The organism is Streptomyces sp. HNM0575 (genome assembly GCF_012726265.1).
Taxonomy (GTDB): domain Bacteria; phylum Actinomycetota; class Actinomycetes; order Streptomycetales; family Streptomycetaceae; genus Streptomyces.
Genome location: NZ_JAASAG010000002.1, coordinates 899,441 through 923,813 on the forward strand (window position 1 = coordinate 899,441; position 24,373 = coordinate 923,813).

Annotated in this window: 20 protein-coding genes; 11 read left to right on the forward strand and 9 right to left on the reverse strand. The window is 72.6% G+C overall.

The annotated features are described in order from the left end of the window. The first annotated feature begins 232 nt into the window (after nt 1-232). The 6 genes from HCC61_RS07860 (at nt 233) to HCC61_RS07885 (ending at nt 7,499) form a co-directional block, all read left to right on the forward strand. Complete coding sequence (locus HCC61_RS07860) at nt 233-1,984, forward strand: FAD-dependent oxidoreductase (RefSeq protein ID WP_240968547.1); 1,752 nt, start codon at nt 233-235, stop codon at nt 1,982-1,984. Nucleotides 1,985-2,259: 275 nt separating this feature from the next. Continuing rightward, nucleotides 2,260-2,595, forward strand: a complete 336-nt coding sequence (locus HCC61_RS07865; RefSeq protein WP_169134460.1) for a YnfA family protein — start codon at nt 2,260-2,262, stop codon at nt 2,593-2,595. Between the two features lie 128 nt (nt 2,596-2,723). Then, nucleotides 2,724-3,485, forward strand: a complete 762-nt coding sequence (locus tag HCC61_RS07870; RefSeq protein WP_169134461.1) for an SDR family oxidoreductase — start codon at nt 2,724-2,726, stop codon at nt 3,483-3,485. Between the two features lie 329 nt (nt 3,486-3,814). Beyond that, complete coding sequence (locus HCC61_RS07875) at nt 3,815-4,852, forward strand: hypothetical protein (protein ID WP_169134462.1); 1,038 nt, start codon at nt 3,815-3,817, stop codon at nt 4,850-4,852. Nucleotides 4,853-4,879: 27 nt separating this feature from the next. Next, entirely contained in the window at nt 4,880-5,596 is a 717-nt protein-coding gene (locus tag HCC61_RS07880) for a DUF3558 domain-containing protein (protein ID WP_169134463.1), read from the forward strand. A 217-nt stretch (nt 5,597-5,813) separates the two neighbouring features. Further along, nucleotides 5,814-7,499: a DUF2637 domain-containing protein gene (locus tag HCC61_RS07885; RefSeq protein WP_169134607.1), complete on the forward strand. Its 1,686-nt coding sequence runs from the start codon at nt 5,814-5,816 to the stop codon at nt 7,497-7,499. A gap of 86 nt (nt 7,500-7,585) precedes the next feature. On the opposite strand, the gene lysS is transcribed toward HCC61_RS07885, so the two are convergent. Next, a complete protein-coding gene (gene lysS, locus HCC61_RS07890; RefSeq protein WP_169134464.1) occupies nt 7,586-9,346 on the reverse strand; it encodes a lysine--tRNA ligase in 1,761 nt (586 codons plus the stop codon). A 160-nt stretch (nt 9,347-9,506) separates the two neighbouring features. Between lysS and argS the strand changes: the two genes are divergently transcribed. After that, nucleotides 9,507-11,282, forward strand: a complete 1,776-nt coding sequence (gene argS / locus HCC61_RS07895; RefSeq protein ID WP_169134465.1) for an arginine--tRNA ligase — start codon at nt 9,507-9,509, stop codon at nt 11,280-11,282. A gap of 65 nt (nt 11,283-11,347) precedes the next feature. On the opposite strand, the gene HCC61_RS07900 is transcribed toward argS, so the two are convergent. Next, the gene (locus HCC61_RS07900) at nt 11,348-11,557 is read right to left on the reverse strand and encodes a hypothetical protein (RefSeq protein ID WP_169134466.1); all 210 of its coding nucleotides are present in this window, start codon (nt 11,555-11,557) and stop codon (nt 11,348-11,350) included. Between the two features lie 224 nt (nt 11,558-11,781). Between HCC61_RS07900 and HCC61_RS07905 the strand changes: the two genes are divergently transcribed. Further along, on the forward strand, nt 11,782-13,299 hold the full coding sequence (locus tag HCC61_RS07905) for an FAD-binding protein (RefSeq protein ID WP_169134467.1): 1,518 nt from the start codon (nt 11,782-11,784) through the stop codon (nt 13,297-13,299). Between the two features lie 194 nt (nt 13,300-13,493). Here the strand turns inward: HCC61_RS07905 and HCC61_RS07910 are convergent, their stop codons facing one another. Then, nucleotides 13,494-14,189 (reverse strand): VTT domain-containing protein, encoded by a 696-nt coding sequence (locus HCC61_RS07910; protein ID WP_169134468.1) that lies wholly within the window; start codon nt 14,187-14,189, stop codon nt 13,494-13,496. Continuing rightward, entirely contained in the window at nt 14,186-14,986 is an 801-nt protein-coding gene (locus tag HCC61_RS07915; RefSeq protein WP_169134469.1) for a methyltransferase, read from the reverse strand. Before HCC61_RS07915 ends, HCC61_RS07910 begins: the two co-directional genes overlap by 4 nt. A gap of 132 nt (nt 14,987-15,118) precedes the next feature. Between HCC61_RS07915 and HCC61_RS07920 the strand changes: the two genes are divergently transcribed. From HCC61_RS07920 to HCC61_RS07930, 3 genes are all read left to right on the forward strand, one after another. Beyond that, a complete protein-coding gene (locus tag HCC61_RS07920) occupies nt 15,119-16,264 on the forward strand; it encodes a histidine kinase (RefSeq protein ID WP_346777069.1) in 1,146 nt (381 codons plus the stop codon). Beyond that, the gene (locus tag HCC61_RS07925; RefSeq protein ID WP_169134471.1) at nt 16,261-16,914 is read left to right on the forward strand and encodes a response regulator transcription factor; all 654 of its coding nucleotides are present in this window, start codon (nt 16,261-16,263) and stop codon (nt 16,912-16,914) included. The genes HCC61_RS07920 and HCC61_RS07925 overlap by 4 nt, the downstream gene beginning before the upstream one ends. 271 nt (nt 16,915-17,185) lie before the next feature. Beyond that, the gene (locus HCC61_RS07930; protein WP_169134472.1) at nt 17,186-17,989 is read left to right on the forward strand and encodes an SAM-dependent methyltransferase; all 804 of its coding nucleotides are present in this window, start codon (nt 17,186-17,188) and stop codon (nt 17,987-17,989) included. Nucleotides 17,990-18,113: 124 nt separating this feature from the next. Here the strand turns inward: HCC61_RS07930 and hemB are convergent, their stop codons facing one another. The 5 genes from hemB to HCC61_RS07955 are packed head-to-tail and all read right to left on the reverse strand — an operon-like array spanning nt 18,114 to nt 24,160. Next, nucleotides 18,114-19,136, reverse strand: a complete 1,023-nt coding sequence (gene hemB, locus HCC61_RS07935; protein ID WP_169134473.1) for a porphobilinogen synthase — start codon at nt 19,134-19,136, stop codon at nt 18,114-18,116. Further along, nucleotides 19,133-20,818 carry a uroporphyrinogen-III synthase gene (locus HCC61_RS07940; RefSeq protein WP_169134474.1) on the reverse strand — a complete coding sequence of 562 codons (1,686 nt, stop codon included), beginning with the start codon at nt 20,816-20,818 and terminating at the stop codon, nt 19,133-19,135. Before HCC61_RS07940 ends, hemB begins: the two co-directional genes overlap by 4 nt. Beyond that, nucleotides 20,815-21,813, reverse strand: a complete 999-nt coding sequence (gene hemC, locus HCC61_RS07945; protein ID WP_169134475.1) for a hydroxymethylbilane synthase — start codon at nt 21,811-21,813, stop codon at nt 20,815-20,817. Before hemC ends, HCC61_RS07940 begins: the two co-directional genes overlap by 4 nt. Continuing rightward, the gene (locus tag HCC61_RS07950; protein WP_169134476.1) at nt 21,810-23,381 is read right to left on the reverse strand and encodes a glutamyl-tRNA reductase; all 1,572 of its coding nucleotides are present in this window, start codon (nt 23,379-23,381) and stop codon (nt 21,810-21,812) included. Before HCC61_RS07950 ends, hemC begins: the two co-directional genes overlap by 4 nt. Next, a complete protein-coding gene (locus HCC61_RS07955; RefSeq protein WP_169134477.1) occupies nt 23,378-24,160 on the reverse strand; it encodes a redox-sensing transcriptional repressor Rex in 783 nt (260 codons plus the stop codon). The genes HCC61_RS07950 and HCC61_RS07955 overlap by 4 nt, the downstream gene beginning before the upstream one ends. Between the last annotated feature and the right edge of the window lie 213 nt (nt 24,161-24,373).

A 24,373-nucleotide genomic window follows, 5' to 3' on the forward strand; every position in this document is an offset into this window, starting at 1 on the left:
CAGCCCGGGGCGCGTGGGCGGACCCCGTGAGCCGGGCTGCGTGAGCCGGGTCCCGTGAGCCGGGCCCTGTGAGCCGATTCCCCGTAGACCGGCACCTGAGCCAACACCCGTGGGCCAACATGCGTTGACATCGCCGAGAGGGCCCATCTACCGTGGTGCCAACGGGTGTTGACCAACGTCTGTTGACATCGGCATCCGCTTGTCCGGCCTTGTTCGGCGATCGGGAGGACTCATGGCACCCAGCGGCACCCGAGCCACCGGTACGGCTCCCGGCGGCGAGCCGGAGCGCATCGCCCACGGCGGCGACCGGACCGCGGACGTGATCGTCGTCGGCGCGGGGCCCACGGGGCTCATGGCCGCCGGGGACCTCGCCGAGGCCGGGCACCGGGTCACGCTCGTCGAGCGCCGCCCGGAGGGGATCAGCAACCTCACCCGCTCCCTCGTCGTGCACGCCCGCACGCTGGAGCAGCTGGACGCCCGCGGTCTGGCCGACGAACTGATCGGCACGGGCGCCCGGATGGAGACGCTCGGCCTCTTCGGACGTGCGGAGCTGCGACCGTCGCGGCTGCCGAGCCGCTTCCCGTTCGTACTGGTCACCGGCCAGTACGAGGTGGAGCGGCTGCTGGAGCGGCGCGCCCGCAAGGCGGGGGTGACCTTCGTGCACGGCACGGAGGTGCTGGAGCTCCGCCAGGACGGCTCGGGCGTCGAGGTCGACGTCGCGGCCACGCCGCCGGAGGAGGGGGCGTACGACGGAACGGTTCCCGCGTACGGGAGCGAGACGGAAGGCGGGGCCGATGCGGGGGCGGGGGCCGAGGCGTCCTCCCCGGCCGACGCCTCCGTCACGGCCGAAGCGGGCCGTACGGCCGACGCGTCCGGCACCACGGAGTCGGCCGAGACGGCCGAAACGGCCGGGGCGACCGCCACGGCCGGGACCGCCGACGCGCCCCGCACGCTTCGCGGCTCCTACGTCATCGGCACCGACGGCGTGCACAGCACCGTCCGCGAACTGCTGGGGCTGCCCTTCCCCGGCAAGTCCGTGATCCGTTCGATCGTGCTGGCCGACGTCCGGCTGACCGACCCGCCGTCCAACCCCTTCCTCGTCAACGCGACGCAGGACGGTTTCGCGCTCATCGCGGGCTTCGGAGACGGCTGGTACCGGGTGATGGGCTGGAGCCGCCACCGGCAGCTGCCCGACACCGAGCCCGCCGGACTGGAGGAGGTCAGGGAGCTCGCGGTGGCGGCACTCGGCTCCGACCACGGGATGCACGACCCGCGCTGGATCTCCCGCTTCCACAGCGACGAACGGCAGGCACCGCGCTACCGCGTGGGCCGGGTCTTCCTCGCGGGCGACGCCGCACACGTCCACTCGCCCGCCGGCGGCCTGGGCATGAACACCGGCCTCCAGGACGCGGCGAACCTCAGCTGGAAGCTCTCGGCCGTGCTGCGCGGCCACTCCCCCGCCACGCTCCTGGAGACGTACGACGGCGAACGGCACCCCGTGGGCAGCCTCGTGCTGCGCATCAGCGGCACCATCATCCGGCTCGCCCTCGCGCGTTCCGCCGCGGGCCGCACGCTGCGCGCCACCGGGGCCGGACTCCTCAGCCGCGTACGCCCGTTGGCCGGACGTGCCGTGCGGACGGTCTCCGGCATCGCCATCTCCTACCCGGCGCCGCGCGGCTCCCATCCGCTCGCCGGCAGGCGCGCGCCGGACCTGCCGCTCGCCTCCGGGTCCCGTCTCTACGAGGCGCTGCGCGCGGGCTCGTTCGTACTCGTCTCGCCTGTGGACGCGCCTCCGCCGGACACGGGCGTGGAGGCCGACGACCGTACGGTCCACGTGCGTTCGGCGTCGACCGGCGGCCGGACCCTGCTGGTACGGCCGGACGCCTATATCGCGTGGGCGAGCGACAAGCAGGATCCGCAGGGGCTGCGTCAGGCGCTGGCGGAGTGGACGGGCTCACCGGCGGTACGGGAAGTGGAAGCGTAAGCGGCCTGACGGCGAGCACGGGACCGCGGGGTTCCGTATCCGCGAGCACGGGACCGCGGGGTTCCGTATCCGCGGGCACGAAACCGCGGGGCTCCGTATCCGCGGACACGAAACCGCGGGGTTCCGTATCCGCGGGCGCGGGACCGCGGGGCTCCGCAGCGACGGGCGCGGGACCGCGGGGCTCCCTGGCCGCGGCACGCGGGACCGCACGTAGACGAGATCGCCCGCGACCCGCGCCCTCCGTGCACACCGCGGGCCTCGCGTAACCTGCCGCCATGCTCGTCGCCCGCTCCGTCGCCCTGTTCGTCCTCGCGGCGCTCATGGAGATCGGCGGAGCGTGGCTCGTCTGGCAGGGAGTTCGCGAACACCGCGGCTGGGCCTGGATCGGCGCGGGCGTGATCGCCCTCGGCGTCTACGGCTTCGTCGCCACGCTCCAGCCCGACGCCCACTTCGGCCGCATCCTCGCCGCGTACGGCGGCGTCTTCGTCGCGGGTTCCCTGCTGTGGGGCATGGCCATGGACGGGTTCCGCCCGGACCGCTGGGACGTGACGGGCGCTTTGATCTGCCTCGCCGGAGTCGCCGTCATCATGTACGCGCCGCGCGGCCACTGACCGCGGGCCGGGCCCTCCCCCGCACCGCGGCGACCGTCCCCGCGGCGACCCGTACCGCCCCGGTCCGGGGATCCCACGTGCACCCCGCGGCGGCCGGGCCCACCGGCACACGGCGTAGCCTCTTGGCCATGAGCAACCGCACCGCCGTCATCAGCGGCGCCAGCAGCGGCATCGGCGCCGCCACCGCCCGCCGGCTGGCCGAGGCCGGATACCGGGTCGTGCTCACCGCGCGCCGCAAGGACCGGATCGACGCTCTGGCCGCGGAGTTGACGGGCGAGGGGCACTCGGCCGAGGCCCACGCCCTCGACGTCACCGACCGCGCCGCCGTCGACGCCTTCGCGGCGGGGCTCGACCGCTGCGACGTGCTCGTCAACAACGCGGGAGGCGCCCTCGGCACCGACCCCGTCGCCACCGCGGACCCCGCCGACTGGCGCCGCATGTACGAGGTCAACGTCATCGGCGTACTGCACCTCACACAGGCGCTGCTGCCTGCGCTCACCCGATCCCCCTCCGGCGAGGGCACCGTCGTTGTCGTCTCCTCCACGGCGGGTCACGGAACCTACGAGGGCGGGGGCGGCTATGTCGCCGCCAAGCACGGCTCCCATGTGCTCGCCGAGACACTGCGCCTGGAGCTGTGCGGGGACCCCGTACGAGTCATCGAGATCGCGCCCGGCATGGTGAAGACCGACGAGTTCGCGCTCACCCGCTTCCGCGGCGACGCCGCACGCGCGGCGAAGGTCTACGAAGGCGTCGCCGAACCGCTCACCGCGGAGGACGTGGCGGACACGATCGCGTGGACCGTGACCCGGCCGCCGCACGTCAACGTGGACCTGCTGGTGGTGCGTCCGCGCGCCCAGGCCTCCAACACCAAGGTCCACCGCGAACGCTGAGGCGCACGCGCCGGCCGCGCTCCGCCACCGGCGTCCCCGTGCAGGGGGCAAGGGGCAGGGGGGCTGGTTGCGGGCTGCGGGCCCGTGCAGAACCCCCGCGTAAGACATCTCACTTGGCGCCCCGCGAACAGAACAGAAGAAGACGCACTGAATCCGCGAAACGGAAAACCCGGACTTCGCGCAACATATGCACTGCCCGGACGGACGCCTCCGGCGCGCGTGCGGTAGACATTGTCTTCCGCGGCACCGCCGCCGCGGAAGCACGATCCCCACCGGGCGTCGACGGGGCGCCCACAGGACGGCAGCAGCGCCGAGCAGGAGGCAGCACAGTGCAGCGGAGGGCAAGGACGTACGCAACCGGCGTCACCGGTTTCGCGCTGGTCGCCGTGCTCTCCGGAGGGCTCACCGCCTGCACCGGTTCGTCCGGCCAGGGCTCCGGCTCCGACACCAAGCCCGGCAACTCCTCGTCCGCCGGGCCCCCGGCGCAGCCCGGCAAGTACAGCACGCTGCCCGAGCCGTGCGGAGCCGTCGGGCTCGGCACCCTCAAGAAGCTGCTGCCCGGGGCCGAGGCCGCCGAGGGCGCGGGCGGCAGCAGCGACGCGTCCGGCAAGAACGACGACGCCGACCCGGACTCCTCCCCGTTCAAGGGGCAGGCGATCGTCACGTACGACACCGACCGCCGCGCCGGCTGCCGCTGGAAGAGCGCGACCACCCTCGCCACCCGCCATCTCGCGGTCGACCTGGAGCGGGTCGTCTCCTACGACCCGGCCGTCAGCGACGACAAGCAGGCCCAACTGCTCTACGACGAGCGCGCTGGCCAGGCCGAGATCCCCACGGACGACGACAGCACTCCCCCGCCCGACGACGGCGGGGACGCCGACGGCGGCGACGACCAAGGCACGGGCGGGGACACCGGCGACGGCGGCAAGAGCGACGACAAGAGCAGCGACAAGAACAGCGACGCGGGCGACGGCAAGGGCGGCGACAAGAGCAAGAGCGGCGGCGCCGACGCGGGCGGGGACGGCGGCGGCGACGGGAACGACGAGGGTGAGAAATCCGACAGCGGTTCCGCGGCCGCGAACGAATCCGGAGGGGGCCCCGACGCGTCCCAGTCTCCGGACGAGGATCTCTCGCCCCGTATGCTCGGCGACATCGGCGACAACGCTTACATCGACGACCAACTGGACACCGGCGACTCGGGAGTCCACCGTGACATCACGCTCGTCTTCCGCAGCGCGAACGTGATCGCCACCGTCAGGTACGACCAGTGGCTCACGGACAAGCGGCGCACCCCGGACAGCGCCGAGTTGCAGGAGAAGGCCCGTAACGTGGCCGCGGAGCTGGCTGCGGGCTTCGACGACAACTGACGCAGACCGACTGGAAGCGAAGGAATCATGCCTCGTAATGCTCAGCGAACCTCAGGGCGACGCTCCCGGCGTCCGGTACGGACGCTCGCCTGCGCGGCAGTCGCAGTCCCCGCACTGCTGTTGGCGGGCTGCTCCTCCGACTCCGGCGGCGACGACGACGGCGGTGCGGCCTCGTCGGACGACGCCGGAAGCCAGAAGACCGCGGCTCCGGTGAAGTTCAAGGAGCTCCCGGACGCCTGCAAGTCGCTCTCCAAGGGCACGGTCGAGAAGCTGACGCCGAAGACGGACAACGCCTCCGGCAAGCGGATCGGCTCCGGCAACACCACGGACTCGGGCAGCTGCCTGTGGAGCGGCCTGGACAAGTTCGACTACCGGCAGCTGACCATCTCCCTCAAGCGCTTCGAGTCCGACGCCTCGCGCGGCTCCGGCGACAAGCTGGCGGGCGCGTTCATGTCGCAGCAGGCGGACGCGCTCAAGACCGAGAAGTCCAACAAGGACGTCAAGTCCTCCCCGGTGAGCGGGATCGGCGACAGCGCGACGTCCCTCGGCTACGAGGTCGAGAAGAAGGACGGGAAGAAGTCCGAGGACTTCCGTGAGCACCGTGTCGTGGCACGCACCGCGAACGTCGTGGTGACCGTGGACTACGCGGGCGCCGGTTTCGAGAGCGGAAAGACGCCCGGCGCGGACGAGTTGAAGAAGAACGCCGAGCAGGCCGCCAAGGAAGCCGTCGCGTCGCTGAAGTGACTTCAGCTGAGGTGACTTCGCCGAAGTGGCGTTCACCGGCGTGACGTTCACCGAGTGACGCACCGCCGCGCCGGGCGCGCTCGCGCCCGGCGCAGGTGGGGCACATGACGCGCCCGCGAGTCGCACACCCGTGCGGCGAAGGCTTGACGCATGTGCCAGTCTGGTGCGCCGCGTCGCTTTCCGAGGGTGGGGGACAACTCCAGTGCAAGGCGTACAACTGACTCGTACACACCGCATATTGGTCGCGGTGGTCGTCATCGGTGCCGTGACGATCGCCGCCATCGGTTTCGCCGGGTCCTTCGCCGCCGTGCGCGATCTCGCCGCGCGCAAGGGCTTCGGCGCCTTCGCGCCCTTCTTCCCCATCGGCATCGACGCGGGCATCGTCGTACTGCTGGCGCTGGACCTGCTGCTGACGTGGATCCGCATCCCGTTCCCGCTGCTGCGCCAGACGGCCTGGCTGCTGACCGCGGCCACCATCGCCTTCAACGGCGCCGCCGCCTGGCCCGACGCGCTCGGCGTGGGGATGCACGCGGTGATCCCGGTCCTCTTCGTCGTCTCGGTCGAGGCCGCGCGGCACGCGATCGGCCGGATCGCGGACATCACCGCGGACAAGCACATGGAGGGCGTACGCATCTCGCGCTGGCTGCTCGCCTTCCCCTCCACCTTCAAGCTGTGGCGCCGGATGAAGCTGTGGGAGCTGCGCAGTTACGACGAGGTCATCCGCATGGAACAGGAGCGGCTCGTCTACGAGGCCAGGCTCCAGGCTCACTACGGACGCGGCTGGCGGCGCAAGGCCCCCGTGGAGTCGCTGATGCCGCTGAAGCTGGCGCGCTACGGGGTCCCGCTCGCCGAGACCGGTCCGTCCGGGCTGGAGGCCGCCGGGATCGAGGCGCCGGCGACGCTGACGCGGGCGCGCACGGGGGCGGTCACCGGTACGGAGGCGGGTGCGGGAACGGGCGCCGCCGAGGGGGAGGCGGGGGCGTTGCGGCGGCAGCACGCGGCGCTCACGGCGGGCACGGGCGGCACGGGCGGCATGGAGGAGACCGCGCCCGTTGAGTCCGGCCGTGCCGAACAGCAGGGCTGGTACAGGCAGTTGGAGAGCCCGGAGGGCGCAGCGGGCGCGTACGCGGGGGCGGGAGCGGCGGAACGGCCGCAGCCCGGACAGCCGCAACAAGCCCCGCAGCAGGCCCAACAGCAGCCCGCACAGCCGCAGTCACAGCCGTATGAGGACGCCGGTGCCGCCGGATACCCGCAGCAGCCCGCCGCCGAGGCCGGGCCGCGGGCCGCCCGCACCCGGGCGCAGGCGCAGGTGCCCGACCCCGTGCAGGAGGTGCCCGGCTACGGGACGGCGGCCCAGGACCCGGTCGCGCAGGGCGAGTCCGCCGCCCCCGAGTACACGTACGCCGCAGGGTCGGCGTCCTCCGGCCCGCAGGTCACCGTCCCCGTGGGCCCGGGACGGCGCCGCGCGCTCGGCAACTCCAACCCGCCCGGCAGCAACGGCGCTCCCGCCTATCTGCCTCCCCAACGGGCCGAGGAGCAGCAGCAGTTGTTCATGGAGCCCGCCCCGGCCGCGGGTGCGGCGTACGCCGGTGCCGCGGCGGACGACCTCGACTTCGCCTCCGCGCAGCCCGAGCCGCCCGCGCCGGCGCCCTCCGCGTCCGACGACGCCGAGCCCGTGGGCATACCGGACGGCGTGCCGCGCGAGGAGTTCTACTTCTCCGCGTACCGCCAGTTCGTCGCGTCGCACACCAGCTTCCCCAACGCACGCCAGCTCTCGCGCGACCTGCACGAGCGGCACGGTGTGACCAACGTGGACGGCTCGCTGCTCAGCGAGGCGTATCTGCGCACCTATCTGCGGGAGTTCAGGGAGCGCTACAACACCGAGATGGGCCTCGCGGGCTGAGCCGGCCGAGCCGACTGAGTCGGCCGAGCGGCACGTACATCACTGCGACCACATCACTGCGACGCGCTCGGCCGCGCCCGCGTGCGTCACGCCCCGAGCAGCTTGCGCACCCGGTCCGCGCCCACCGCCAGCAGCAGGGTCGGCAGCCTCGGCCCGGTGTCGCTGCCCACGAGCAGCCTGTAGACCAGCGCGAAGAACGACCGCTGCGCCACCTTGAGTTCGGGCGTGGGCTTGGCGTCCGGATCGATGCCCGCGCGGATCTTCGGCACCCCGTAGACGAGCTGCGTCAGCCCCTCCAGCGACCAGTGGTCGTCGAGCCCCTCCAGCAGCAGCCGCAGCGACTCGCGCTGCCCGTCGTCCAGCGACTCCAGCAGCGCCGTGTCCGGCTCCTCGCGCACGCGCGTGCGCTGCTCCGCCGGTACCTGCGTGGTGATCCACCGCTGGGCGCGGTCCAGCCTCGGCCGCACCTCGTCGAGGGAGCGCACCGGGCGCTCCGGGTCCAGCTCGCCGAGGATCCGCAGCGTCTGCTCGTCGTTGCCCGCGGTCACGTCGGCCACGGACGCCAGCGTGCGGTACGGCAGCGGGCGCGGCGTGGCGGGCAGCGGCCCGGAGGCCGTGGACGAGGCGCGGGCGTGCGCGGCGGCGTCGGCGGGCTGCGCGGCCCCTGAGGCGAGCTTGCGCTCCAGGGCGTCCCACTCGTCGTACGTACGCTGGATCTCCTGGTCGAAGGCGACCTTGAAGGACTGGTTCGGGCGGCGGCGGGCGTAGAGCCAGCGCAGCAGCGGCGCCTCCATGATCTCCAACGCGTCGGCGGGCGTGGGCACTCCGCCCTTCGACGACGACATCTTCGCCATGCCGCTGATGCCGACGAACGCGTACATCGGGCCGATGGGCTGCTCGGCGCCGAAGATCTCCTTCACCAGCTGGCCGCCGACCACGAACGACGACCCCGGCGACTGGTGGTCGACACCGCTCGGCTCGAAGACCACGCCCTCGTAGGCCCAGCGCATCGGCCAGTCGACCTTCCATACGAGCTTGCCGTGGCTGTGCTCGCTCAGCAGCACCGTCTCGCTGTGCCCGCAGCTGCCGCAGGTGTAGGTCAGCTCGGTGGTCCCGTCGTCGTAGGCCGTGACCGTCGTGGTGTCGCGCCCGCAGGCGGTGCAGTACGGCTTGTACGGGTAGTACGCACCGGCGCCCGAGCCCGAGCCGTCGTCCTCGGCGGCGGCGCCGGAGCCCTCGGCGGCCTCGATCTCGGCGGCGTCCGGCTCGCCCTGCTTCTGCTTCTTCTGCTGCTGCTTCTTGCCCATGGGGGCCGCGGCCGCCTTGTCCAGCGTCCGGTACCGCTCCAGCACGGCGTCGATGTGGTCGCGTTCGCGCATCGCGAAAAGGATCTGCTCGCGGTAGGCGCCCGAGGTGTACATCTCCGTCTGGCTGATGCCGCGGTACTCGACGCCCAGCTCCGCGAGCGAGTCCTCCATCGCGGACCTGAAGTGCTCGCCCCAGCTGCCGTACGGACTGCCGGGAGGCGCGGGCACGGACGTCAGCGGCTTGCCGATGTGCTCGTCCCACGACGAGTCGACGCCCTCGACTCCGGCGGGCACCTTGCGGAACCGGTCGTAGTCGTCCCAGGAGATGATGTGCTCGCACGGAACGCCGCGGCGCTTGATCTCGTCGGCGACCAGGTGCGGCGTCATCACCTCGCGCAGATTGCCGAGATGGATCGGCCCGGAGGGCGAGAGGCCGGAGGCGCAGACGACTGGTTTCCCCGGCGACCGACGCTCCGCCTCGGCGATGACGTCGTCCGCGATACGGGAGACCCAGTCGGTCTCGGGGGTGGTCTGAGCCACTTCCGGCACATCCTTCTCTGTCTTCTCCGCCAAGCCTGCGGGGCCCATTCTCCCACTGCGTACGGCCGCCCTTCACACCGAATACTGCTGCGACGGCCGGTGGCACCGCGTGAAATACTCGGATTCCGCTCAGTCACCCACGTACGGAACGGCTCGCTTCATGCCCTCGGTCCCGTCGCTCGCCACCACGCTCCACCAGCGCCTCGCGGAGGCTCTCTCGGCCGCCCTGCCGGAGGACACTCCCGGAGGGTGGATCGACCCCATGCTGCGCCGGAGCGACCGTGCGGACTTCCAGGCCAACGGCGTGCTGGCGCTCGCCAAGCGGCTCAAGGCGAACCCCCGGGACCTGGCGGGCCGGGTCGTGGAGAGCCTGCCGCCCAACGAGGAGATCGAGAGCGTCGAGGTCTCCGGCCCCGGCTTCATCAACATCACCGCGTCCGACGCCGCCCTGCTGCGCACCCTCGCGGCGCGCTCCGACGACGAGCGGCTCGGCGTCCCGTACGCGGACCGGCCCGGCACCACGGTGATCGACTACTCGCAGCCGAACGTGGCGAAGGAGATGCACGTCGGCCACCTGCGGTCCACGGTCATCGGCGACGCGATCATGAAGATCCTGGAGCACCGCGGCGAGAAGGTGATCCGGCGCCACCACATCGGCGACTGGGGCACGCAGTTCGGCATGCTCATCCAGTATCTGGTCGAGCATCCGCACGAGTTGGACCACGAGTCGGACGCGGTGGACGCGAAGGACGAGGGCGAGGCCGCCATGGCGCGCCTCAACCGGCTCTACAAGGCGGCCTATTCGCTCTTCGAGTCCGACGAGGAGTTCAAGGCACGCGCCCGCGACCGGGTCGTCGCGCTCCAGTCCGGCGACGAGGAGTCCCTGGCCCTCTGGCACAAGATCGTCGACGAGTCGAAGACGTACTTCCAGGGCGTCTACGAGACGCTCGACGTCGAGATCCGCGACGAGGACATCGTCGGCGAGAGCGCCTACAACGACGGCCTCCAGGCGGTCGTGAAGGACCTGGAGTCCTCGGGTGTGGCCGTGCGCTCCGAGGGCGCCCTGTGCGTCTTCTTCGAAGACGTCAAGGGCCCCGACGGCACGCCGACGCCGCTGATCGTGCAGAAGTCCAACGGCGGCTTCGGCTATGCCGCCACGGACCTCGCCGCGATCCGCGACCGCATCGGCGAGCTGCACGCCGACACCGTGCTGTACGTGGTGGACGCGCGGCAGGCGCTGCACTTCCGGATGGTCTTCGAGACGGCGCGGCGCGCGGGCTGGCTGCCCGAAGGGGCCGCGCGGCAGCTCGCGTTCGGCACCGTGCTCGGCAAGGACGGCAAGCCGTTCAAGACCCGCGCCGGCGAGTCGGTGCGGCTGGCGGACCTGCTGGAGGAGGCGACGCAGCGCGCCGCCGTGGTCGTACGGGAGAAGGCGCAGGACCTCACGGAGGAGGAGATCCAGGAGCGCGCCGCGCAGGTCGGCATCGGCGCCGTGAAGTACGCGGACCTGTCCAACTCCATGACGAGGGACTACGTCTTCGACCTGGACCGGATGGTCTCCCTTCAGGGCGACACCAGCGTCTATCTCCAGTACGCGTACGCGCGCATCCAGTCCATCTTCCGCAAGGCGGGCGGCGAGCGGGCGCAGGTGCACCCGCTGCTGCAACTGGAGCCCGCGGAACGGGCGTTGGCGCTGCACCTCGACGAGTTCGGCGACACCCTCGCGGCAGTGGCGGAGAGCTACGAGCCGCACAAGCTGGCGGCGTACCTCTACGAACTGGCCACGCTCTACAGCCCGTTCTACGAGAACTGCCCGGTCCTGAAGGCGGAGACCACGGAGCTGGTCCAGAACCGCCTCTTCCTGTGCGACCTCACGGCCCGCACGCTCGGGCAGGGCATGGCGCTGCTGGGCATCCGCACGCCCGAGCGGCTCTGAGCACGTTCCGGCGGAGCGCTCTCACGGGAGCGCTCCGGCCGGACGCCCTGCCGGGGCGGAGCGCTCTAGGTGAAGGGAAGGTTGTTGCCCTGGTGGCCTCCGCCGCCACCCATCTGGGCCTTCCACTTCCACTGCCTGCCGTACGGGTCCACATCGGCGTACGCGCGGCCTTCGGCGCTCTCGCCGGTCCCCCGCCTCTGCCGCGTGAAGACGACGGCGGTCAGGCCGACGGCGACCGCGACGCAGACGGCGAGCGCGATGATCAGGGCCACCATGAATTCATTCCCCCTTGGTCCCCGGTCGTTCCGGGTCTCCTGACAGCCGCTACCCGGCGGCGCACGGGCCCATTGCGGATCTGAGGAGAATCAGAGCTTTCCGTCCGCACGCCGCGAGTACGGGCGGGCCGTGTCCGGCGGTCAAGAGCGCGCGGCGCCCCCGCGGGCGGAAGTAGCATCCACGACCGGGAGACACCCGCTGACGCCGCATCAGGAGGACGCTCATGCCCCGGGAACGCTCAGAACCCTCCAGACGTACCGCCCTTTACGGCCTGGCCGGCGCCGCGGCCGTGGTCGGATTCGACCCCGGCTCGCGCGCCTGGGCCACCGAGCGCACCGTACGGCGGCGGCCCCCGGGCGGCGGATTCGAGCATGTGCCGCCGCTGGACGGCGAGTTGCTCACCGACGACGCCTCGCGCGACGCCGCGGCCGAGGACTTCGGGCACATCGTCCACCGCCGCCCTGCGGCGGTCCTGCGGCCCGGCTCCGTCGACGACGTCGTGGCGATGGTCCGCTTCTGCCGCAGGCACCGCATCCCGGTGGCGCCCCGCGGCCAGGGCCACGCGACGTTCGGGCAGGCGCAGACCGAGGGCGGCCTGGTGATCGAGACGTCGCCGCTCGACCACGTGGGCAAGGTCGAGAACGGCACGGTCACGGTGGGCGCGGGCGCCCGGTGGAGCACCGTCGCCAAGTCCACGCTGCGGCACGGCCTCACACCGCCCGTCTTCACGGACTATCTCGAACTCTCCGTCGGCGGCACCCTGTCCGTCGGCGGCCTCGGCGGGCAGGCCCACCGGCACGGCTCACAGGCCGACACGGTCACCGAGCTCCAAGTCGTCACCGGCGCGGGCGAGTCGGTGCGCTGCTCGGCGACGCGGCACGCGGACCTGTTCGACGCCGTACGGGCGGGCCTGGGCCAGTGCGCGGTCGTCGTGGGTGCCACGCTGCGCCTCGTACGCGCCCCGAAGACGGTGCGGCACTTCCAGCTGCCGTACACCGACCTGGAGGTCTTCCTGGAGGACCAGCGGCGGCTGACGGCCGAGCGCCGCTTCGACTACGTCGAGGGCCTGGTGCTTCCCACCGAGTCCGCGGGTGCCTCCCAGTCGGGCGGCGCCGAGGGGGTCTTCCAGATCCACGTGCTGGAGGCCGTCGCCTACGGACCTCCCGCCGGGCCGGAGCCCGACGACGAGAGGCTGCTGGCGGGACTGCGCTTCGACAGCGCCGGAATGACCGCGGACACCCTGGAGTACTACGCGTTCCTGGACCGGCTCGCGCCCTCAGTCGCCGACCAGAAGGAGCAGGGCCTCTGGGACGACCCGCACCCCTGGCTCAACCTGCTGCTGCCGTCCGCCTCCGTGACTCGGCTGGCCTCCGGCATCCTCGACGCGCTCAGGCCGGAGGACGTCGGTACGAGCGGAGTCGTGCTGCTCTACCCGCTGCGGCGCGAGGTGCTGCACGCCCCCTTGCTGCGGATGCCGGACGACCCGGTGCCGTACCTGCTCGCGGTGCTGCGCACGGGTCCGCCCGACGACCAGGCCACCGTCGACCGGCTGCTCGCGGCCAACCGCGCGGCGTACGAGACGGTGCGCGACGCGGGCGGCAAGCAGTACCCGGTGGGATCCGTACCGTTCCGCCGCCCCGACTGGCGGGACCACTTCGGGGAGGCGTGGCCTGCCCTGGCCGCCGCGCGCCGCCGCTACGACCCGGCGGGCATCCTCGTCCCGGGCCAGGGCATCTTCTGAACGGACGGGGACGGCGGAAAGGCGAGAGGCCGTGCGCGGCGGGCGGTTCGGCCGCACGGCCTCTTGTCCTCTCGGCCTCCTGGCCTCCCGTTCTCTTGGCCTCTTGGCCTCTCAAGGCCCCTGCCTCTCAAGGCCCCTCACGACCTCTGACGGTCCCGGAGCCTCACGGGCGGAGCTGCGGCCGGGGGGAGCCGTCATCGTGGCGGCATGCGAACAGGCCCGTCCGGGCGTCCGGTTGGCGTCACGTCCGTACCGTCACGCCGGTCACGCCCGCCACGCCCGCCACGCCCCTCACGGCGGCGGCGCAGCCTCACACCCGTGACGGCCAGCGCTGCCGCCGCCGCGAGGGCGACGCCGATCGCCGGTCCGCCCAGGGGGCCGAACCGCGGCAGGGCGGAGGCCGCCGCGTAGCCCGCGCCGGCCTCCGCCCCGGCCCACACCAGCGCGGCCACCGCGCTGTACGGCGCGATCCGCCGGTAGGGCAGCAGCGCCGCACCCGCCAGATGCGGCGCCAGCGTGCGCACGACGGGCACGAAGCGAGCGAGGAAGACGGCCTGGCCGCCGTACGCGTCCATGAGGGCACCGGCGCGCAGCCACGCGGCAGCCGGCACGCGTCGGCCGATCCGTCCGGTGCGCGCACGGGCGCCCAGCAGCCGCCCGGTGCGGTGGCCGAGCGCGTCCCCGGCGACGACGGCGCAGGCCGCGGCCGTGACGACGAGCGGAAGTTCCAGCACACCGCTGCGGCCGAGCGCGCCGGCCGTCAGCAGCAGCGTGAGCGTGGGCACGAACGCCCCGATCAGCAGCACCGATTCGGCGAGTACGGCTGAGACCAGTACGGCGTAGGAGACGGGGTCCGGCACTCTTCCGAGCAGTTCGGCCAGTTCGTTCACCGCAGCGCCCGCCGGGGCGGCTGCGGTGCGACGGCGGGCATGGGGGTGGCGGCGGACATGGCGGCGGCGGGCTGTACGGACGGCAGGCGCAGCTGCCACACCGTCGCGGGCGGCAGATTGCTCCACGCGGTGCGCGCGGCGGTCTCGTACCGGTTCCGGTAGCGGGCGAGGGTCTCCTCGACGGCGCGGTGCCGGCTCGACTCGGCACGAGAGGACAGCAGGGACCGCGCGGTTCCGGTGCCGCGGTATGCGAACCAGGTGAGCACGCCGCCGGGCCGCAGCAGCGCCAGATAGCACTCCATGATCGACTCGACCTGTTCCGGGGCGAAGTTGGTCAGCGGCAGCCCGGAGACGATCACGTCGTAGCGGCGTCCGGTCTCCAGCCTCTCCACGAACTCCTCGTGGACCCGTACCTCCGCCGCCTCCGCCCCGTCCTCCCCGTCCGCCCGCTCCACACGCGCGCCCTCGAACCGCCGCAGCCGTGCCGCGAACCGCGGGTTGGCCTCCACCAGGTCCAGCCGGCTGCCGGGACAGAGCCTGCCGAGCAGTACGCGCGTGACCGACCCGGTGCCCGCGCCCGCTTCCAGCACGTCGAGCGGCCGCCCGGCCCAGTCGTCCAGCGGTGCCGCGAGCAGCCCCGCGAGCGCCCTGCCGCTGGGGGCGACGGCGCCCGTCGTACGCATGTTGCGCGCGGCCTCGCGCAGGAACAGCCAGCTCCCCGCGGGGTGCCGGGCGGGCTGCTTGGCGGCCGGCCGCTGCGCGGGCAGGCGGCCGGCGGTGTTCGTCCGGTTGTCCATGACCGGGACGGTATTGACGGCGGCCGCCGGGCGGACCCGCCCATGTGCGACTGCCACCCCCTACGAAAGTCGGGGGCGGAGGTGTCCGAACGTAGGAGGGCCACACGGCGCCCACGGCCTACTCTCCTGCCCGTGGGTCCAGGGGACATCGGCTCGTGGTCGCGTCGGGGCCGCCTCGCCTTGGTGGCGGCGGTGACCGTCACAGCCGTGAGCAACAGCGCGACCGTCGCGGGCAGTTACCTCAACCCCGCTCCCGCCGCCGGACTGCTGTGCGGCGGCGCACTGCTCCTGCGCCACGGCCTCCCGGCGGCCTCCCCGGTCATGACGACCGCCGCCGCCGGGGTCTGGGGCTGGCCCATGCTGGCCCCGCTGCTGGTGGCCCTCTACGACCTCGCCGTACGCGGCCGTGCCCTCGTCGCGACCGCCTGCGCGGTGCTGTCCCTGCTGGGCAACGCGGTGTTCCGGCCCCGGATCTCACTGCTCACCCCGCAGCAGTACGGGCCCGCGCTCTTCCTCACCCTCGCCCTGGTGCTGGGGCTGTGGGCCGGAAACCGCCGCCGGCTCGTGGCCGCCCTCACCGCGAACGTCGAACACCTCCTCACCGAACGGGAGTTGCGGGAGCAGGCCGCCCGGCTGTCCGAACGATCCGCGATAGCCGCCGAGATGCACGACGTACTCGCACACCGGCTCACCCTGATCGCCCTGCACAGCGGCGTCCTCACCACCAAGAAGGCCGCCCTCCCCGAGCCGATGGCCGAACGCGTCGACCTGCTGCGCACCGCGTGCACCGACGGGCTGGCCGACCTGCGCGACGTGCTGCGGGCCCTGCGGGAGTCCGGGCCGCAGGGCGGAGCCGAGGGAGTCGCGGCGCCCGTGCTCCAGGAGGTCGGCGAGGTCATCGAACAGGCCCGTACGGCAGGGCAGTCGGTCGAGTGGCACAGCCACGGCAGCCCGGAGCAGGCGCCCTCCGCCCACCGGCTCGCGGTGCTGCGCCTCGTACAGGAAGCGCTCACCAACGCCCGCAAGCACGCCCCGGAAGGATCCGTGACCGTCGACATCGGCTACGGACCGCCCACTACCCTCGTCGAGGTGACCAACACAGCCACCCCACAGGCCGGTCCACCGCCTCCGTCCGGCTTCGGACTGGTCGGTCTGGCGGAACGCGTCGAGGCCCTGGGAGGAAACCTGGAGGCCGGTCCGGCCGGGACCGGGTCCTGGCGCGTCGCCGCCCGCATTCCCCATACGGCCCGCTCCGAACAGAACGGTGTCCCCCAGTGATCCGCGTCATGATCGTCGACGACGACGCCCTCGTCCGCCTCGGACTCGCCGATCTCCTCGACGGCGACGACGGCATCGAGGTCGTCGCCCAGGCCGCCGACGGACGCCAGGCCGTCGAATGCGCCACCGCACACCGCATCGACGTCGCGCTCGTCGACGTACGGATGCCGCGCATGGACGGCATCGCCGCCACCATGCATCTGCGTGCGCTGCCCCACCCGCCGAGGGTCGTCACCCTGACCACCTTCGACTTCGACGAGTACGTGCACGACGCGCTCGCCGCCGGGGCCGACGGCTTCCTGCTGAAGGACACCCGCCCGGAAGAGATCCGGCGCGCGGTGCACCTCGTCGCCTCGGGCTCGGCGATGCTGCACCCCGCCGCCGCCCGCCACCTCATCGACCGCTACCACCACGCGACGGGCCCGAGGGCGGGCGCCGCCCAGTCCCGCCTCGGCGTTCTCACGCCACGCGAGCGGGACGTGCTCGCGCTGCTCGCCGAGGGCGCGACCAACGCCCATATCGCGCAGGCCCTCGGGATGCGGGAGAGCACGGTCAAAGCGCACGTCAGCCGGATACTCACCGGGCTCGACGTGGACAACCGGGTGCAGGCGGCGCTGCTGGCCCGGGACGCGGGACTGACCTCGACGTGACGTCGACCTGACACCGGCCTGACACCCACCTGACACCGGTCTGACGTCGGGGCCCTGCGCTGTGCGTTCCGCCGTCCACGCGGCGGATTCCACCCGTCCTCGTACCGCCCAGGATCTTCAATGCGCAACCATCGCTCTGATAGCTTCAACGCGGCTGCACATAAGGGCAGTTGACGGCCGGCACGCCCCCTGACCAGGGACCGGGGCCCGGACGTGTGACCGCCCCCTGCATCCGCACCCTCAGCGGCACGGCAGAAGAGGAAGCACAGCGATGACCGGTCCCGGCGAACGGCCCTCCCAGATCGACACCAGCAGGGCGCACTCGGCCCGGATGTACGACTACTACCTCGGCGGCAAGGACTGGTACCCCGTGGACCAGGAGGCCGCCGAGAAGGTCAAGAAGGTCTTTCCCTTCATCGTCCTCGGCGCGCGCGCCAACCGGGACTTCATGCACCGCGCCACCCGCACCCTCGCCCGCGAGTACGGCATCCGGCAGTTCGTCGACGTCGGCACCGGCATCCCCACCGAGCCCAACCTGCACCAGGTCGCCCAGCAGGCCGCCCCGGAATCACGCGTGGTCTACGCCGACAACGACCCGACGGTGCTGGAGTACACCGACGCGCTGACCCTCAGCAGCCCCCAGGGCCGCACGGCGTACGTACACGCCGACCTGCGGCAGGACTCGATCCTCGACGACCCGAAGCTCCGCGAAGTCATCGACCTGGAAAGGCCGTTGGCGCTGTCGATGCTCGCCGTCACGCACTTCCTGCCTGACGAGCACAGGCCGCAGGAGATCGTACGGTCCATGGTCGACCGTCTCGCCCCCGGCAGCTTCCTGGTCCTCTCGCACGCCACCCCCGACTTCAACCCCGCGGCGCAGAAGGCCGTCGAGGTCTACCGCCAGAGCGGCACCCCGGCCCAGATACGCACCAAGTCCGAGGTGCTGCGCTTCTTCGAGGGCACCGAGCTGATCGAGCCGGGCCTGACCACGACCCACCGCTGGCGCCCGGACGGCGACTCCGGCATCACCGACGAGGACGCCTTCTTCTACGCGGGCATCGGCCGCAAGCCCTGACGACGGCCCGGCCGCCATACCAGGCGGCCGGAACCCGGAGACCCGAGCCCCGGAGACCCGGACCGGCCGCCATGGGCACCGCAGGCGCGGCGTCACGGCATTACGACGTCACATCAGCACGGCGTCACAGCTTGGCCGCGACCTCCGTCGCCCAGTACGTGAGGATCAGGTCCGCGCCCGCGCGTTTGAAGCTCGTCAGGGTCTCCATGATCGCCCGGTCCCGGTCGATCCAGCCGTTCCGCCCGGCGGCCTCGACCATCGCGTACTCGCCGGAGATCTGGTAGACGCCGACGGGGACTCGGGCGTGCTCGGCGAAGTCGCGCAGCACGTCCAGATACGGCAGGCCCGGCTTGACCATCACCATGTCGGCGCCCTCGGCGGCGTCCAGGGACAGCTCGCGCAGCGCCTCGCGGGAGTTGGCCGGGTTCTGCTGGTAGGTGTTGCGGTCGCCCTGGAGCGAGGAGCCGACGGCCTCGCGGAACGGCCCGTAGAAGGCCGAGGCGAACTTCGCGGTGTAGGCGAAGAGGGACACGTCCTGGTGCCCCGCCTCGTCCAGCGCGCGCCGCACATGGCCGATCTGGCCGTCCATCATGCCGCTGGGGCCCAGCACATGGGCGCCGGCCTCGGCCTGTACGCGGGCCATCTCGGCGTACCGCTCCAGCGTCGCGTCGTTGTCGACCCGCCCGCGTTCGTCCACCACGCCGCAGTGGCCGTGGTCCGTCGTCTCGTCCAGGCACAGGTCGGACATGATCACGATGTCGTCGCCGACCTCGGCCCGTACGTCCCGCAGCGCGACCTGGAGGATGCCCTCGGGGTCCGTGCCGGCCGTGCCGACGGCGTCCTTGTCCTCCTCCTTGGGCACGCCGAAGATCATGATTCCGCCGACGCCCGCGCGTACCGCCTCGTGCGCCGCCTTCTTCAGCGTCTCGCGCGTGTGCTGCACGACGCCCGGCATGGACGAGACGGGCACCGGCTCCCCGATGCCGTCCCGCACGAAGACGGGAAGGATCAACTCGGCCGGGTGCAGCCGGTGTTCGGCGACCATGCGGCGCATCGCCGGCGTGGTACGGAGCCGGCGCGGCCGTACGGACGGGAAGCCGCCCGCGGTGCCGCCCGTACCGCCCGGGAGTCCTGCTGCTGCGCTCACGACGACCGTGCCCTCCTCCTGGCCGGACGCTTCTCGCTCGGCCGCTTCACCACGTCACCGGCCTCCAGGGCCTCCGCCCGGCGCTCCGCACCGAAGTCCGCCAGCGCCTCGGCCAGTTTGTGCACCGACGGCTCGGGCGACATGACGTCCACGCGAAGCCCGTGCTCCTCCGCCGTCTTGGCGGTGGCCGGGCCGATACAGGCGATGACCGTGACGTTGTGCGGCTTGCCCGCGATGCCCACGAGATTCCGCACCGTGGACGACGAGGTGAACAGCACCGCGTCGAAGCCGCCGCCCTTGATCGCCTCCCGCGTCTCGGCAGGCGGCGGCGAGGCGCGCACCGTGCGGTACGCGGTGACGTCGTCGACCTCCCAGCCCAGCTCGATCAGCCCGGCCACGAGGGTCTCGGTGGCGATGTCGGCCCGCGGCAGGAAGACGCGGTCGATGGGGTCGAAGACCGGGTCGTAGGGCGGCCAGTCGTCCAGCAGCCCGGCGGCGGACTGCTCGCCGCTGGGCACCAGGTCCGGCTTCACACCGAACTCGACGAGGGCCTTCGCGGTCTGCTCGCCCACCGCCGCGACCTTGATCCCGGCGAAGGCACGCGCGTCCAGCCCGTACTCCTCGAACTTCTCGCGCACCGCCTTCACCGCGTTGACCGACGTGAAGGCGATCCACTCGTACCGCCCGGTGACCAGTCCCTTGACCGCGCGCTCCATCTGCTGCGGGGTGCGCGGCGGTTCGACGGCGATGGTGGGCACCTCGGCGGGCACCGCACCGTAACTGCGCAGCTGGTCGGAGAGCGACTCCGCCTGCTCCTTCGTCCGCGGCACAAGCACCTGCCAGCCGAAGAGCGGCTTGGACTCGAACCAGGCGAGGCGCTGGCGTTCCGCCGCCGCACCGCGCTCCCCGACCACGGCTATCACCGGCTGCCCGCCGTCGGAGGACGGCAGCACCTTCGCGGACTTGAGCACCTGGCCCATCGTGCCCAGCGTGGCGCTCCAGGAGCGCTGCCTGGTGGTGGTGCCCGCCGCGGTGACCGTGAGCGGCGTCTCGGGCTTGCGTCCGCCCGCGACGAGTTCGCCCGTGACGGAGGCGACGGAGTCCAGCGTCGTGGAGACGACGACGGTCGCGTCGCTCGCGCCGACCTCCGTCCAGCATCTGTCGTCGGCCGTACGCGCGTCGATGAAGCGGACGTCGGTGCCCTCGCCGTCGCGCAGCGGGATCCCGGCGTACGCGGGCACGCCCACGGCGGTCGCGATGCCCGGCACCACCTCGAACGGGATGCCTTCGCCGGCGCACGCCAGCATCTCGCGCGCCGCGTCGGCGTCGAGGCCGGGGTCGCCCGTCACCGCTCGCACGACCCGCTTGCCCGACCGTGCGGCCGCCATGGCAAGATCTGCTGCACCGTTCGCGGCCCCGCCCGCTGACGTGCCGTCAGCTTTCGGGTCCTGCCCGGCCCCGTCCTCCACTCGGAGCGGCGTGTCCACCCCTGCCCGCGCATGGCTGCGGACGACGTCGTACACCTGCGGGTCGGCGACAAGCACGTCGGCCTGCGCCAGCGCCTCGACGGCGCGCAGCGTCAGCAGACCCGGGTCACCGGGACCGGCACCGAGGAAGGTGACGTGCCCGTGTGCGCCGTAGAGGTGCTGAGTTGTCGAGTTGTGGGCAGTGGTGGGGCTCAAAGTGCTCGCTCCCCCATCAGACCGGCCGCGCCCTTGGCGAGCATCTCGTCGGCGAGCTCGCGCCCCATCTTCTCCGGGGTCGCTGTGCCCTCCGCGGACGCCGGTACGGGACCGGTGGTGGACAGCTGCACCAGCGTCTCGCCGTCGATGGTTCCGACGACGCCGCGCAGGCGCATTTCGGTGACAGCCTGCCCGTCGCCAAGCAGGTCGGCGAGCGCGCCCACGGGGGCGCTGCAACCGGCTTCCAAGGCGGCGAGCAGGGTTCGCTCGGCGGTCACGGCGGCCCGCGTGTGCGGGTCGTCGAGCTCGGCGAGCTGGGTGGCCAGATGTGCGTCGGCCGATGCGCACTCGACGGCGAGTGCCCCCTGGCCGGGGGCCGGCAGCAGGGCGTCGGGACTGAGCAGTTCCGTGACCTCGTCGAGGCGTCCGGTGCGTTCCATCCCGGCTGCTGCGAGCACCACGGCGTCGAGTTCGCCTGAGCGCACATACCCGATGCGCGTGTCGATATTCCCGCGGATCGGCACGGTCTCGACCTCCGTACCGAGGCCGCGGGCCCAGGCGGCGAGCTGGGACATCCGGCGCGGCGATCCCGTGCCGACGCGGGCGGGCCTGCCGGTCGCACGCACGCTCGCGGCGAGCTGCTCGAAGCGCAGGCCGTCGCGGGCGATCAGCACGTCCCGCGGGTCGGCGCGGCGCGGCACGGCCGCCAGGGTCAACTCCCCGGGCTGCGCGGTCGGCAGGTCCTTCAGCGAGTGGACGGCGAAGTCGATGCGGCCGTCGAGCAGCGCGTCGCGCAGCGCCGTGACGAAGACGCCGGTGCCGCCGATCTGCGCGAGGTGCTCCCTGCTCGTATCGCCGTACGTCGTGATCTCGACCAGCTCGACGGGACGGCCGGTGACCCGGCGCACCTGCTCGGCCACGAGGCCCGACTGGGCCATGGCGAGCTTGCTGCGCCGGGTGCCCAACTTCAGGGCGTTCGCTGGGCTGTTGCTCATGTGCTCACCTCGTCGCGCCCGGCCGTGCCGTGACCCGGGGCGCCTGCTTTCTCGTTCTGCTCGCCCCGCGGGCCGTCGCCGCGGCGCTCCGGGGACGGTGTGGGCTCCGGTACGCCGGAGACGGGGCTGCTGACGGCGGCGACCGTCTGCGGATCGAGGTCGAAGAGCTCGCGCAGGGCGTCCGCGTAACCGGCGCCGCCCGGCTCACCGGCCAGCTGCTTCGCACGCACCGTCGGCGCGTGCAGCAGCTTGTCGACGACCCGCCGCACGGTCTGGGTGATCTCCGCGCGCTGCTTGTCGTCGAGGTCCTGGAGGCGGCCTTCGAGCCGGGCCATCTCGGACGCCACGACGTCCGCGGCCATCGTGCGCAGCGCGACCACGGTGGGGGTGATCGTCGCGGCCCGCTGTGCGGCGCCGAAGGCGGCGACCTCCTCCCTGACGAGGGTGCGTACGGCGTCCACGTCGGCGGCGAGCGGCGCGTCGGCGGCGACCTCCGCGAGCGACTCGATGTCGACGAGGCGGGCGCCCTCGGTGCCGTGGACGGCGGCGTCGATGTCGCGGGGCATGGCCAGGTCGAGCAGGGCCATGGAGGCGCCGGGGCCGCCGTCTTCGGAGCCCGGGGAGCCGTCTGACCGGGACCCGGCACCGGCGGCCCCGTCAGACCCGGACTCGGTCCCGGCAGCCGCTTGCGTCCGCTGCTCCAGCGCCTCCCGTACGGCCTCCACCGTGAGCACGAGCCCGGTGGCGCCCGTACAGGAGACGACGATGTCCGCGCGCGGCAGCTCCGCGGCGAGCCCGTCGATCGGCAGCGCATGCGCGCGCGGCCCGTGCCCGGCGGTCAGCGCGGCGGCGGGCGCCGCCCCCGCGGCAAGGCCTGGAGCCAGCCCGGAGGCCAGCCGCTCGGCGCGGTCCAGGGTCCTGTTGGCGATCACCAGTTCGGCCACACCGGCCCGCGCGAGGGTCGTGGCGGCCAGGGACGACATCGAGCCCGCCCCGACGACCAGCGCCCGCTTGCCGCGCACCCACTTCTCGACGGGCGCGGGACGCGCGAGCTGTTCCAGGCCGAAGGTGACGAGCGACTGCCCCGCCTTGTCGATGCCCGTCTCGCTGTGCGCGCGCTTGCCCGTGCGCAGCGCCTGCTGGAAGAGGTCGTTCAGCAGCCGCCCGGCGGTGTGCTGGTCCTGGGCGACGGCGAGCGCGTCCTTGATCTGGCCGAGGATCTGGCCCTCGCCGACCACCATCGAGTCGAGGCCGCAGGCCACCGAGAACAGGTGGTGGACGGCCCGGTCCTCGTAGTGCACGTACAGATGCGGCGTGAGCTCGTCCAGACCGACGCCGCTGTGCTGCGCGAGCAGCGTCGACAGCTCGCCGACGCCGGCGTGGAACTTGTCGACGTCGGCGTACAGCTCGATGCGGTTGCAGGTGGAGAGCACGGCGGCCTCCGCCGCGGGCTCGGCGCTCACGGCGTCCTGAAGCAGCTTCTCCCGTACGCGGGGTGCGAGCACGGCGCGCTCCAGCACGCTCACGGGCGCGCTGCGGTGGCTCAGTCCGACGACCAGCAGGCTCATGCGGGCATCACGGCGGGGCGGTCCCCGTCAGATCCCGGCTCGGAGCGCTTGCTGACCGACGCGGCGGGCGGCGCCGCGGGAGGCGCGGTCTCGGTCTCCTCCTCGGGGGCCTCCTCGCCCGCCTTGCGCTGCTCGTGGAAGGCGAGGATCTGGAGCTCGATGGAGAGGTCGACCTTCCGTACGTCGACGCCGTCGGGGACGGACAGCACGGTCGGCGCGAAGTTGAGGATGGAGGTGACGCCGGCGGCCACGAGCCTGTCGCACACCTGCTGCGCGGAGCCCGCGGGAGTGGCGATGACCCCGATGGAGACGCCGCTCTCGTCGATGATCTGCTCGAGCCCGTCCGTGTGCTGCACGTCGATCCCGGCGACGGGCTTCCCGGTCAGCGAGGGATCGGCGTCGATCAGCGCGGCCACGCGGAACCCGCGGGAGGCGAAGCCCCCGTAATTGGCAAGCGCCGCACCGAGGTTGCCGATGCCGACGATGACGACGGGCCAGTCCTGGGTCAGGCCCAGCTCACGTGAGATCTGGTAGACGAGGTATTCGACGTCGTAGCCCACGCCGCGGGTGCCGTAGGAACCGAGGTACGAGAAGTCCTTGCGCAGCTTGGCCGAGTTCACCCCCGCCGCGGCGGCCAGCTCCTCCGAGGAGACCGTGGGCACCGAGCGCTCGGAGAGCGCCGTCAGGGCCCGCAGATACAGCGGTAGCCGGGCGACGGTGGCCTCGGGGATCCCTCGGCTCCGGGTCGCCGCCGGTCGGTGGTTTCGGCCAGTTGCCACGGTGCTCCTGCCGGTTGCGCGAAGCGGTGAGCGCTCCCGCGCGAGCCGCGCGTCCCGAACGCTCCATCGTGACAAGGCTATGCCTTTGTGAACGCGTGCACAAAGATGGAGTCCGATTTGTCCGGTCAACGTGACCGGTGCCACATGCGACAGACGCGACACACGTCACTCCTCACATCACGGCCGCCGCCGGCGGCTTCCCCGCCCGGCTCC